At 69.5% G+C, this 12,681-nt stretch carries 7 protein-coding genes; 1 reads left to right on the top strand and 6 read right to left on the bottom strand.

The annotated features are described in order from the left end of the window. The first annotated feature begins 98 nt into the window (after positions 1-98). On the top strand, positions 99-3,788 hold the full coding sequence (locus DMO17_RS12695; RefSeq protein WP_258371536.1) for a bifunctional diguanylate cyclase/phosphodiesterase: 3,690 nt from the start codon (positions 99-101) through the stop codon (positions 3,786-3,788). Positions 3,789-3,880: 92 nt separating this feature from the next. Here the strand turns inward: DMO17_RS12695 and gcvP are convergent, their stop codons facing one another. From gcvP to DMO17_RS12665, 6 genes are all read right to left on the bottom strand, one after another. Then, entirely contained in the window at positions 3,881-6,757 is a 2,877-nt protein-coding gene (gcvP, locus tag DMO17_RS12690; protein WP_110682852.1) for an aminomethyl-transferring glycine dehydrogenase, read from the bottom strand. 101 nt (positions 6,758-6,858) lie between these two features. Then, on the bottom strand, positions 6,859-7,248 hold the full coding sequence (gcvH, locus tag DMO17_RS12685; RefSeq protein ID WP_110682851.1) for a glycine cleavage system protein GcvH: 390 nt from the start codon (positions 7,246-7,248) through the stop codon (positions 6,859-6,861). Positions 7,249-7,331: 83 nt separating this feature from the next. Beyond that, a complete protein-coding gene (gcvT, locus tag DMO17_RS12680; RefSeq protein ID WP_110682850.1) occupies positions 7,332-8,414 on the bottom strand; it encodes a glycine cleavage system aminomethyltransferase GcvT in 1,083 nt (360 codons plus the stop codon). Between the two features lie 141 nt (positions 8,415-8,555). Next, a complete protein-coding gene (locus tag DMO17_RS12675; RefSeq protein ID WP_110682849.1) occupies positions 8,556-10,175 on the bottom strand; it encodes an ABC transporter permease in 1,620 nt (539 codons plus the stop codon). 178 nt (positions 10,176-10,353) lie between these two features. Beyond that, entirely contained in the window at positions 10,354-11,355 is a 1,002-nt protein-coding gene (locus tag DMO17_RS12670) for an extracellular solute-binding protein (protein ID WP_110682848.1), read from the bottom strand. A 107-nt stretch (positions 11,356-11,462) separates the two neighbouring features. Then, positions 11,463-12,680 carry a 2-octaprenyl-3-methyl-6-methoxy-1,4-benzoquinol hydroxylase gene (locus tag DMO17_RS12665; RefSeq protein WP_110682847.1) on the bottom strand — a complete coding sequence of 406 codons (1,218 nt, stop codon included), beginning with the start codon at positions 12,678-12,680 and terminating at the stop codon, positions 11,463-11,465. Position 12,681 lies beyond the last annotated feature (1 nt).

Raw genomic sequence — 12,681 nt, 5'->3', positions numbered from 1 at the left:
CTGGTGATCAGCATGAGGTCAGCATGGCTGTGGATTCCGACCGACTGCCGAGGTGGACCTGGTGGCTGCCGCTGCCACTGCTCCACCTGGGAACCTGGATGTCCCTCTCGACCCAGTTCGTCAGCGGCGCGGCGCTCTGGTACCTGCCGTTCGCCCTCGGCCTGGCCTTCATTCTCTGGTGGGGGCCGCGGGTGCTGCCGGCGCTCTACCTCAACGCCCTGTTCAGCATTCCCCTGTGGGGGCTCGACTGGCGCTGGGCGCCGCTCTACGCCCTGCCGGAAACCCTGTGCATCGGCCTCGCCTGGCTGCTGCTCAAGCAGCGGCGCTGCGACGCCCAGCTGCCGGACGTGCGCAGCCTGCTCGCCTTCATCCTCCTCGGCACCCTGCTGCCGGCCCTGCTGGTCGGGCTCTGGGTACAGGGCAACCTGCAGCTGAGCGGCCAGCTGGCCAGTGAGCAGTGGCGGCAGACCGCGCTGACCCTGTGGCTGGCCGACAGCCTGACCGTGCTGGGCACCAGCCTGCCGCTGCTGGTGCTGGCCACCCCCTGGCTGCGCCGCCGCGGCTGGGCCCTGGCCGCACCCGGGGCGAGCGGACCGCCGCCACAGGCGGCCCGGCACCTGCCCTGGTGGCTGGCCGGCGCGCTGCTGCTCGGCGTGCCGCTCCTGCTGCTGTGGCTGCCGCTGCTGCTGGTATTGCCGATGATCGGCGCGATGATGCTGGCCCTGGCATTGCTCTGGGGCTTTGGCGGTGCGCTCTGGGGCGCGGCACTGACCAGCCTGGCGGTGCTCGCCATGCCGCTGCTCGGCGGCTTCGCCGGTATCGACTGGCACAGCCTGCAACACCTGGAAATGCACTTCAGCGTGCTGTTGCTGATGATCGCCGCCCTGCTGGTCGGCCGCGCCCTGGGCGACCTGCACAACGCCCTGCAGCACAGCGAGGCGATGCAGAAGGAGCTGACCCTGGCCAACCTGGCCCTGCAGGCCTGCCCGCTCGGCGTATCGATATCCGATGTGCGCCAGGCGCAGGTGCCCTTCATCTATTGCAACCCGGCGATGGAGCGCATCAGCGGCTACAGCCGGGCGGAACTCATCGGCAGTTCCAGCCGCCTGCTGCTGGCCGAACAGGGCGAGACACCGCAGCTGCTGCGCATCCGCCAGGCCATCGCGCGCGGCCAGGTGCACCAGGAGGTGCTGCGCAACGTGCGCAAGAATGGCCAGACGTTCTGGAACGAGGTGACCATCGCCCCGCTGCTCGACGAGCAGGGCCGGCTCAGCCATGTGATCGCCCTCAACCACGACGTGACCCAGCGCGAGTGCCTGGCCACCGAGCTGGCCGCGCGCCGCGAGGAGCTGCTGCGCCAGACCCACCTGCTGACCCAGACCGAGGCGGTGGCCGACATCGGCGGCTGGGTGCTGGAGGTGGCCAGCCAGCGCATGTACTGGACCGAGGGCTGCTTCCGCCTCAACGAACTGGACCCGGCCGGCGGCGCGCCGGACATGCAGGGCGCCCTGGCGCGCTACGACGAGCCCAGCCAGCGCCTGATGAACGAGACCCTGCAGCGGGTGCTGGCCAACGGCGAGCCATTCGACATGGAGGTACGCCTGATCGGCGCCCGCGGCACGCAGCGCTGGATACGTCTCAAGGGCCTGCCGGAGCTGGATGGCAAGCGCGTGGTGCGGCTGTACGGGGCGATCCAGGACATCAGCGCGCGCAAGCTCACCGAGCGCCGGCTACGCGAGCGCGACGAATGGCTGCGGCTGTTCTTCGAGGCGCCGCTGGTCGGCATGGCCATGGTCAGCCCGCAGCGCCAGTGGCTGGAGGTCAACGCCAAGCTGTGCCAGATCCTCGGCCGCAGCCGCGACGAGCTGCGCGCCAGCCACTGGCTGGAGATCAGCCACGCGCAGGACCTTGGGCAGGAAGAAGCGCTGTTCGCCGACCTGTGCGATGGCCGGCGCGACGACTACGAGCTGGAGAAACGCTTCCTGCGCAAGGATGGCAGCCCGGTCTACACCCGCCTCAGCCTGCGCGCGGTGCGCGACCCGCAGGGTCGCCTGGAGGCCTGCCTGACCCTGGTGGAGGACATCACCGCGCGGCGCGAGGCCGAGGCGCGCTACCGCACCCTGGTCGAGCACGCGCCGGAGGCCATCCTGCTGTTCAACCCGGAAGGCGGCATCATCGATGCCAACGCCAATGCCCTGCGCCTGTTCCGCCTCGCCCGCAGCGAGCTGCTCGGGCGCAAGCCGAGCGAGCTGAGCCCGCCGCGCCAGGCCGACGGCAGCCTCTCCGAACCGCTCAGCCGCGGGCATGTCGAGGCCGCCATCGCCGGCCAGACCCCGGTGTTCGAGTGGCTGCACCGCGACAGTGGCGGCCGCCTGCTGCCCTGCGAGGTGCGCCTGGTACGCATGCCGGGCGAACCGCTGCTGATCCGCGCCAGCATCACCGACATCTCCGAGCGCCAGCGCTACCAGCGCGAGATCGAGCGCCTGGCCTACAGCGACGAGCTGACCGGCCTGCCCAACCGCCGCCTGCTGCAGGACCGCCTGCAGCACGCCATGGCCCGCGAGCGCCGCGAAGGCAGCTTCGGCGCCCTGCTGTTCATCGACCTGGACCACTTCAAGACGGTCAACGACAGCCTCGGCCACCCGGTCGGCGATGCCCTGCTGCGCGAGGTCACCGCGCGCCTGGGGCAGCACCTGCGCGCCGAGGACACCCTGGCGCGCCTGGGGGGCGACGAGTTCGTGGTGCTGCTGGAGGCCCTGGCCGAGAGCCAGGAGCATGCCGCCGAACTGGCCGCCGAGGTGGGCGACAAGCTGCTGGCCAGCCTGCAGGGCAGCTTCCATATCCACGAGCACGACCTGGCGGTGACCGCCAGCATCGGCGTGACCCTGCACCCGCTGCCGGGGCAGAACGCCGCCGATGCGCTCAAGCAGTCCGACACCGCCATGTACCGGGCCAAGCATGCCGGGCGCAACGCCCTGCACTTCTTCGCCGCGGAGATGCAGGCGGTGATCGACCAGCGCCTGCAGCTGCAGAGCGAACTGCGCCAGGCGATGGCGCGCGGGCAGCTGTACCTGGTGTTCCAGCCGCAACTGGCGCTGGCCACCGGCCGGGTCGCCGGTGCCGAGGTGCTGCTGCGCTGGCGCCATCCGGAGCGCGGCGAGATCCCGCCGGCGCAGTTCATCCCACTGGCCGAGGAAACCGGGCTGATCCGCGAGCTCGGCCACTGGGTGCTGGAGCAGGCCTGCGCCTGCCTGGCACGCTGGCAACGGCAGTGGCCGCAGCTGGTGCTGGCGGTCAACCTCAGCCCGCGCGAACTGCGTCAGCACGACTGCGCCGCGCGCATAGAGGCCTGCCTGCAACGCCACGACCTGCCCAGCGGCGCGCTGGAACTGGAGATCACCGAAGGCGTGCTGCTGGAGGACGTCGAGCACTGCATCGCCACCATGCATGCGCTGCGACAGCGCGGCGTGCGCTTCGCCATCGACGACTTCGGTACCGGCTACTCCTCGCTGACCTACCTCAAGCGCCTGCCGCTGGACCGCCTGAAGGTCGACCGCAGCTTCATCAACGACCTGGAAGGCGCCGAGGACAGCGGTCGCCTGCTGGTGCAGACCATCCTGGTGATCGCCCGCAACCTCGGCCTGGAGTGCGTGGCCGAGGGCATCGAGAACCCCGCCCAGCTCGACTGGCTGCGCCAGCAGGGCTGTTCGCTGGGCCAGGGCTACCACTTTGCCCGGCCACTGGCCGAGGCCGAGTTCCTGCAGTGGATGGCGCACCACGCCGGCTAGAAACACAGAGGCCGCCTCATGGGCGGCCTCTGCATCGGCGCTGAAGCACGGAACCGACCCAGGATCTCGCGGGCCGGATCACGGGCAGCTCCTTACTCGCGGTGGTCGTCCATCGGCACGCAGGCGCAGAACAGGTTGCGGTCGCCGTAGACGTTGTCCACGCGGTTCACCGCCGGCCAGTACTTGTGCGCCAGGGTGTGGGCAGACGGCGTCACCGCCTCGGCGATGCTGTACGGACGATCCCACACGCCGGTGACGTCGGCCAGGGTGTGCGGCGCGTTTTTCAGCGGGTTGTTGTCCGCCGGCCACTCGCCGCTGGCGACCTTGGCGATCTCGGCGCGGATGCTCAGCATCGCCTCGATGAAGCGGTCCAGCTCCTCCTTCGACTCGCTCTCGGTCGGCTCGATCATCAGCGTGCCCGGTACCGGGAAGCTCATGGTCGGGGCGTGGAAGCCGTAGTCCATCAGGCGCTTGGCCACGTCCTCCTCGCTGATGCCGGTCTCGGCCTTGAGCGGACGCAAGTCGAGGATGCACTCGTGCGCGACGCGGTCGTTGCGGCCGCTGTAGAGCACCGGGAAGGCGCCCTTGAGCTGGCTGGCCAGGTAGTTGGCGTTGAGGATCGCGGTCTCGGTGGCGGTGGCCAGCTGCGGGCCCATCATGGCGATGTACATCCAGCTGATCGGCAGGATGCTCGCGCTGCCCCAGGGCGCGGCGCTGACCGCGGTGTTCTGCGGGTTCGGCCCCTGCAGCTCGACCACCGGGTGGTTGGCGACGAAGGGCGCCAGGTGCGCGCGCACGCCGATCGGGCCCATGCCCGGGCCGCCACCGCCGTGCGGGATGCAGAAGGTCTTGTGCAGGTTCATGTGCGACACGTCGGCGCCGATGTCGGCCGGACGCGCCAGGCCGACCTGGGCGTTGAGGTTGGCGCCGTCCATGTACACCTGGCCGCCGAAGCTGTGGACGATCTCGCAGATCTCGCGGATGCCTTCCTCGTACACGCCGTGGGTCGAGGGATAGGTGATCATCAGGCAGGACAGCTTGTCGCCGGCCTCAGCCGCCTTGGCCTTGAGGTCGGCCATGTCGACGTTGCCGGCGGCGTCGCACTCGACCACCACCACGCGCATGTTGAGCATCTGCGCCGAGGCCGGGTTGGTGCCGTGGGCCGAGGCCGGGATCAGGCAGATGTCGCGGTGCCCTTCGTTGCGGCTCTCGTGGTACTTGCGGATCGCCAGCAGGCCGGCGTACTCGCCCTGGGCGCCGGAGTTGGGCTGCATGCAGATGGCGTCGAAGCCGGTGATGGCGCGCAGCCAGGCTTCCAGCTCGTCGATCATCAGCTTGTAGCCGGCGGCCTGGTCGGCCGGCACGAAGGGGTGCAGGGCACCGAACTCGGGCCAGGTGACCGGGATCATCTCGCTGGTGGCGTTGAGCTTCATGGTGCAGGAACCGAGCGGGATCATCGCCTGGTTCAGCGCCAGGTCCTTGTTCTCCAGGCGCTTGAGGTAGCGCAGCATGTCGGTTTCGCTGTGGTGGCTGTTGAACACCGGGTGGGTCAGGTAGCTGGAGGTCCGCTGCAGGGCGGCCGGGATGCCATCGTTGACCAGGCTCGCATCCAGCTCGGCGACGGACAGGCCGTGGTCGGCGCCGAGGAAGATGCACAGCAGCTGCTCGACGGTCTGCGCCGAGCAGGTCTCGTCCAGGCTCACACCCAGCTTGCCGCGGCCGAGGATGCGCAGGTTGATGCGCGCGGCCTTGGCCGACTCGATGATGGCGGTCTGCATGCCGCCGACATCCAGGGTCAGGGTGTCGAAGAAGTGCTGGTTGTCGCGCTTGACGCCCTTTTGCTCCAGGCCGGCGGCCAGGACTGCAGTGAGGCGATGCACGCGCTGGGCGATGCGCTTGAGGCCCTGCGGGCCGTGGTAGACGGCGTAGCAGCTGGCCATGTTGGCCAGCAGCACCTGCGAGGTGCAGATGTTCGAATTCGCTTTTTCCCGGCGGATATGTTGCTCGCGGGTCTGCAGGGCCATGCGCAGCGCGGTGTTGCCACGGGCGTCCTTGGACACGCCGATGATGCGCCCGGGCATGGCGCGCTTGAACGCGTCGCGGGTGGCGAAGAAGGCCGCGTGCGGACCGCCGTAGCCCATGGGTACGCCGAAGCGCTGCGCCGAGCCGAACACCACGTCGGCGCCCAGCTCACCCGGCGGGGTCAGCAGCAGCAGGCTGAGCAGGTCGGTGGCCACGCAGGCCAGGGCGTTCTGCGCGTGCAGCTGCTCGATCAGCGGCTTGATGTCGCGAATCTCGCCGTGGGTGTCCGGGTACTGCAGCAGGGCGCCGAACACTTCCAGGCCAGCCAGTTCGTCCAGCGCGCCGACCTTGACCTCGATGCCGAAGCCTTCGGCACGGGTCTGCACCACCGAGATGGTCTGCGGGTGGCTGTTCTCGTCGACGAAGAACAGGTTGCTCTTGCTCTTCGCCACGCGCTTGGCCAGGGCCATGGCCTCGCCGGCGGCCGTGGCTTCGTCGAGCAGCGAGGCGCTGGCCAGGTCCAGGCCGGTCAGGTCGATGGTCAGCTGCTGGAAGTTCAGCAGCGACTCCAGGCGACCCTGGGCGATTTCCGGCTGGTAGGGGGTGTAGGCGGTGTACCAGCCCGGGTTCTCCAGCAGGTTGCGCAGGATCACCGTGGGGGTGATGGTGCCGTGGTAGCCCATGCCGATCAGGCTGGTCCACAGCTGGTTCTGCTCGGCATAGCCCCTGATCTTGGCCAGGGCGCCCTGCTCGTCCAGCGCCGCCGGCAGGTCCAGCTCGCGGTTGAGACGGATGGCCGGCGGCACGGTCTGCACGATCAGCTCTTCGCGGCTGGCGACGCCGAGGGCGTCGAGCATGGCCTGCTCCTCGCGGGCGTCCGGGCCGAGGTGGCGGCGAAGGAAGGCATCGGGCTGTTGCAGTTGATCGAGACGGGGCGTCTGGGACATGGCGTGGCTCTCGGAAAATGACAGAGCCTCGACGGATCGAGGCTCGACAGCGGAAATCGGATTGCGCGGCGCAGGCCGCGTGCTAGACGCGGCCAGACACCTTAGGCATCGGCGGAGCAGACGGCCTGGTAGCCGGCGGCGTCGAGCAGCTCTTCCAGCTCGGCCGGGTTGCTCGGCTTGAGCTTGAAGAACCAGGCGGCGTAGGGCTCGCCGTTGACCTGCTCGGGGGCATCGGCCAGGGCCTCGTTGACCGCCAGCACTTCGCCGGAGATCGGCGCGTAGATGTCCGAGGCGGCCTTCACCGACTCCACTACGCCGGCTTCCTGGCCGCTGGCCAGCTGCTTGCCGACTTCCGGCAGCTCGACGTAGACCACGTCACCCAGAGCTTCCTGGGCATGGTCGGTGATGCCCACGGTGACCGAACCATCGGCCTCCAGGCGGATCCACTCGTGGCTGGCGACGTAACGCAGATCGGCGGGAATGTTGCTCATGTCGTACTCCTCGAAATCGCTGGGCGGATCGGCCGCCCGGAAAATTTAGCAGCTGGCGCGGGCTCTGCCCCGCGCCATCCGAATCAGATGACAGCTTTACCGTTGCGCACGAAGTTCGCTTGCACGACGCGCACCGGATACCACTTGCCGCGAATCTCCACCTCGGCGCGGTCGCCGGTGGCGGCCGGCACGCGGGCCAGGGCGATGGACTTGTTCAGGGTCGGCGAGAAGCTGCCGCTGGTGATCTCGCCCTCGCCCACGCCTTCCACCCGCACCACCTGGTGGGCGCGCAGCACGCCGCGCTCTTCCAGCACCAGGCCGACCAGCTTGGGCTGGCTGCCTTCGGCGCGCTGGCGCTCCAGGGCGCTGCGGCCGATGAACTGGCGCTCGGCCGGCTCCCAGGCGATGGTCCAAGCCATGTTGGCGGCCAGCGGCGAGGTGTCTTCGTCCATGTCCTGGCCGTACAGGTTCATGCCGGCTTCCAGGCGCAGGGTATCGCGCGCGCCAAGGCCGATCGGGGCGATACCGGCGCCGACCAGTTCACTGAGGAAGGCCGGGGCCTCGACGGCCGGCAGCATGATTTCCAGGCCGTCCTCGCCGGTGTAACCGGTGCGGGCGATGAACCAGTCGCCTTCCGGCAGACCCTGGAACACCTTGAGCTCGTGGATCAGCGCGGCGCGCGCCGGGGTCACCAGCTCGGCGGTCTTGGCGCGGGCATTGGGGCCCTGGATGGCGAGCATGGCCAGCTCGGCGCGCTCGTTGAGAACGACCTCGAAGCCGGCGGTCTGCGCCTGCATCCAGGCCAGGTCCTTGTCGCGGGTGGCGGCGTTGACCACCATGCGGTAGCCGAAGTCGGTGAGGTAGACGATGAGGTCGTCGATGACCCCGCCGCGCTCGTTGAGCATGCCGCTGTAGAGGGCCTTGCCGGGTGTCTTCAGGCGCTCCACGTCGTTGGCCAGCAGGTGCTGCAGCCAGGCCTTGGCCTGGGCGCCGGTGATGTCGACCACGGTCATGTGGGAGACGTCGAACACGCCGCAGTCGCGGCGCACCTGGTGGTGCTCCTCGACCTGGGAACCGTAGTGCAGCGGCATGTCCCAGCCGCCGAAATCGACCATCTTGGCGCCGAGCGCCAGATGCTGTTCATACAGGGGTGTACGCTGTCCCATGGATAACTCCTTCTGCGGGCCCCTGCCCTGCCGGTTGGCGGCGGGTGCGGGGTTCATGGACGGCTGCGTAAGCAGGCGCGCATTGTAGCCCCGCGCACGCGCCCGGTCACCCCGGTAGCCGACCGACCGGTCAGAAGCCGGTCAGTGCCCGGGCTGGCGGGCCGAGCGGCGGATCAGACCGATCACCGGCAGCAGGCCGACCAGCACCAGGGTCAGCGCCGGCAGCGCGGCGCGCGCCCATTCGCCCTCGCTGGTCATCTCGAAGATGCGTACCGACAGGGTGTCCCAGCCGAAGGGGCGCATCAGCAGGGTGGCCGGCATTTCCTTGAGCACGTCGACGAACACCAGCAGCGCCGCCGACAGTGCCCCTGGCAGCAGCAGCGGCAGGTAGACCCGCAGGAACAGCGCCGGGCCGCCGACGCCGAGGCTGCGCGCGGCCTGCGGCAGCGACGGACGAATGCGCGCCAGGCTGCTTTCCAGCGGGCCGTAGGCCACCGCCATGAAGCGCACCAGGTAGGCCAGCAGCAGGGCGAACAGGCTGCCCAGCAGCAGTGGCTTGCCGGCACCGCCGAGCCAGGCGGACAGCGGTATCACCAGCTCGCGGTCGAACCAGCTGAAGGCCAGCATGATGGCCACCGCCAGCACCGAACCGGGCAGCGCGTAACCCAGGTTGGCGGTGCTGACCAGCGCGCGCATCGGCCGGGTCGGCGCCTGGCGGCGGGCGAAGGCCAGCAGCAGGGCCACGCCCACCGTGAGCAGGGCCGCGCTGGCGCCGAGCCAGAGGGTATGCAGGATCAGGCCGACGTAGCGCTCGTCCAGGTCGAAGCGGCCGCGCTGCCAGAACCACACCAGCAGCTGCAGCATGGGCACGACGAAGGCGCAGGCGAACACCAGGCCGCACCAGGCGCTGGCGGCGAAGGCCTGCCAGCCGTGCAGGCGGTACAGCGGCTTGCCGCGCGGGCGTTCGCTGGCCGGGCGGCTGGCGCCGCGGGCACGGCGCTCGCCGTAGAGCACCAGCAGCACGGCGAGCAGCAGCAGGCTGGCCAGCTGGGTAGCGCTGGACAGGCTGTAGAAGCTGTACCAGGTCTTGTAGATGGCGGTGGTGAAGGTGTCGAAGTTGAACACCGAGACAGCGCCGAAGTCGGCCAGGGTCTCCATGATCGCCAGCGCCAGGCCGGCGCCGATGGCCGGCCGCGCCATCGGCAGGGCCACCCGCCAGAACGCCTGCCAGGGCGACAGGCCGAGCACCCGCGCCGCCTCCATCAGGCCCTTGCCCTGGGCCAGGAAGGCGCCGCGGGCAAGCAGGTAGACGTAGGGGTAGAACACCAGCACCAGCACCAGGATCACCCCGCCGCTGGAACGCACCCGCGGGAAGCGGATGCCGCTGCCGAACCACTCACGCGCCAGGCTCTGCAGCGGCCCGGCGAAATCCAGCAGGCCGACGAAGACGAAGGCCAGGACATAGGCGGGGATGGCGAAGGGCAGCATCAGCGCCCAGTCCAGCCAACGCCGCCCGGGAAACTCACAGAGGCTGGTGAGCCAGGCCAGGCTGACGCCGAGCAGCACCACACCGACGCTCACCCCGCTGACCAGCAGCAGGGTGTTGCCCAGCAGGCGCGGCATCTGCGTGGCCCACAGATGCGCCCAGATCTCGCCATCGACCTCGTGCCAGGACAGCAGCAACACCGACAGCGGCAGCAGCACCAGGGCGGCGATGGCGAGCGCGATGGGATACCAGCGGCGCTGTACGGAATGGCTCACGCGGACTCCTGGCAGGCGGAAACGAAACGCCCCGGGCTGGCCGGGGCGTCGAGTATAACGGCAGCGGATGCACGGAGTGGATGCTCCCTCTCCCGTTCACGGGAGAGGGCTGGGGAGAGGGCTGCCATCACCCTCTCACCCACCCCCTCTCCCACCAGTGGGAGAGGGGAGCCAGGCATCAGTTCCAGCCGGCGCGGTCCATCAGCTTGGTGGCTTCGGCCTGGCGCTTGCCGGCCACTTCCACCGGCACGCTGTCGGCCTTGAACTCGCCCCAGGCCGCCACTTCCGCGGACGGCTTGACCGCCGGGTTGGCCGGGTACTCCTGGTTGAGGTCGGCGAACAGGTTCTGCGCCTCCGCCGAAGTCATCCACTCCAGCAGCTGCTGGGCGGCCTCGGCGTGCGGGGCATGCTTGGTCACGCCGGCACCGGAGAGGTTGACGTGCACGCCACGGTCGGCCTGGTTCGGCCAGAACGGCTTGACCTTGAGCGCCGGGTTCTGCTTGGCCAGGCGGCCGTAGTAATAGGTGTTGGTGATGCCCACGTCGCACTGGCCGGCGTCGATGGCCTGCAGCAGGGCGGTGTCGTCGGCGAACACGTCGGTGGCCAGGTTGTTCACCCAGCCCTTGATGATTTCCTCGGTCTTGGCCTCGCCATGGGCCTCGATCAGGGTGGCGGTCAGCGACTGGTTGTAGACCTTCTTGCTGGTGCGCAGGCACAGGCGGCCTTCCCAGTTCTTGTCGGCCAGGGCCTCGTAGGTCGACAGCTCCTCCGGCTTCACCCGCTCGGTGGAATAGAAGATGGTCCGCGCGCGCAGCGACAGGCCGGTCCAGGCACCGCTGCTGGCGCGGTACTGGGCGGGAATGTTGGCCTCGATGACCGGGGACTTGAGCGGCTTGAGCACGCCTTCCTGCTCGGCCTGCCAGAGGTTGCCGGCGTCGACGGTGATCAGCAGGTCGGCCGGGGTGTTCTCGCCTTCGGCCTTGAGACGCGCCAGCAGCGGGGCTTCCTTGTCGGTGATGAACTTGATCGGGGTACCGGTCTTGGCGGTATAGGCATCGAACACCGGCTTGATCAGCTCGTCGATACGCGCGGTGTAGACGACGATTTCATCGGCGGCCTGGGCGGTGCCGGCCAGGGCGGAGAGGGCCAGAGTGGCCAGGAAACCGGAACGGAGCTGCATGGGTGCTGCCTCTTGTTGTTTCGAAAGAGGCTGAATGGTAGTGAATGCTATTTAGCTTATCAACGTGACTTTAGGCCGCAGCGTTACCGGGTGTTGCCCACCCCGCCTCAGGCCTGGGCCAGCGCAGGCAGGTCGCCGACCAGGCCGAGGGCACGACGGACGAACAGGGCCTTGGCGTCCGGCAGCTCGTCGACCCAGTTGAGGCCACTGTTGCGCAGCAGGCGGATCGGCAGCGGGTCGGCCTGGAACAGGCGCTCGAAGCCCTCCATGGCCGCCATCATCGCCAGGTTGTGCGGCATGCGCCGGCGTTCGTAGCGGCTGAGCACGCGCACATCATTGGCCTGCTCGCCGCGCTGCAGCGCATGCAGCAGCACTTCGGCCAGCACCGCGGCGTCGAGGAAGCCGAGGTTGACCCCCTGCCCGGCCAGCGGGTGGATGCTGTGGGCAGCGTCGCCGATCAGCGCCAGGCCGCTCTCCACGTAGCGCTTGGAGTGACGCTGGCGCAGCGGGATGCACAGGCGCGGGTCGGCCGCCGTGACCTGGCCCAGACGCCATTCGAAGGCCTTGCCCAGTTCGTGGCGGAACGCCTCGTCGTCCAGCGCCATCAGGCGCTCGGCCTCGGCCGGCACGGTCGACCAGACAATCGAGCACCAGTGCTGGTCGCCCTGGCGCGCCAGCGGCAGGAAAGCCAGTGGACCGTCGTCGGTGAAGCGCTGCCAGGCGGTTTCCTGGTGCGGACGCTCGCAGCGCACGCTGGTGACGATGGCGTGGTGCAGGTAATCCCACTCGCGGGTGGCGCAGCCGGCCAGGCGGCGCACCGCCGAGTTGGCGCCGTCGGCGGCCACCAGCAGCGGCGCGCGCAGCTCGCGGCCGTCGGCCAGGGTCAGCAGCCAGCCATCACCGGAGCGGCGCAACTGCTCCAGGCGGGCGCTGCCGAGCAGGCCGATCTGGCTGTCGTGCAGACGGTCGAGCAGGGCATCCTGGACCACGCGATTCTCGACGATATGGCCGAGCACCTCGGCATGCACGCTGGCGGCGGCGAAATGCACGCTGCCGGTGCCGGAGCCGTCCCACACGCGCATGTCGCGGTAGGGCGAGACGCGCCGCGCGGCGATGCCGGCCCACACGCCGAGGCGCTCGAGGATGCGCTGGCTGGCGGCAGACAGCGCGCTGACCCGCGGCTCGAAGGCGCCCTCGGCAACGAAGGGTTTGACGCTGAGCGGGCCGCCGTCGACCACCAGGATCTCCAGGCCGCTGTGCTCCAGGGCCAGGGCCAGGGCGCTGCCGACCATGCCGGCGCCAACGATGATCAGGTCCGCTTGCATG

It is taken from the genome of Aquipseudomonas alcaligenes (genome assembly GCF_003205495.1).
In the GTDB taxonomy this organism is placed as follows: Bacteria; Pseudomonadota; Gammaproteobacteria; order Pseudomonadales; family Pseudomonadaceae; genus Aquipseudomonas; species Aquipseudomonas alcaligenes_B.
Note: the sequence above shows the minus strand (reverse complement) of the source record. Positions and strands in the feature narration are given on the sequence as shown.

Coding starts and splice junctions, on each gene's coding strand:
- DMO17_RS12670 (WP_110682848.1), bottom strand. CDS start 11,355: ATGCAGCTCCGTTCCGGTTTCCTGGCCACTCTGGCCCTCTCCGCCCTG.
- gcvP (WP_110682852.1), bottom strand. CDS start 6,757: ATGTCCCAGACGCCCCGTCTCGATCAACTGCAACAGCCCGATGCCTTC.
- DMO17_RS12695 (WP_258371536.1), top strand. CDS start 99: ATGTCCCTCTCGACCCAGTTCGTCAGCGGCGCGGCGCTCTGGTACCTG.
- gcvH (WP_110682851.1), bottom strand. CDS start 7,248: ATGAGCAACATTCCCGCCGATCTGCGTTACGTCGCCAGCCACGAGTGG.
- gcvT (WP_110682850.1), bottom strand. CDS start 8,414: ATGGGACAGCGTACACCCCTGTATGAACAGCATCTGGCGCTCGGCGCC.
- DMO17_RS12665 (WP_110682847.1), bottom strand. CDS start 12,680: ATGCAAGCGGACCTGATCATCGTTGGCGCCGGCATGGTCGGCAGCGCC.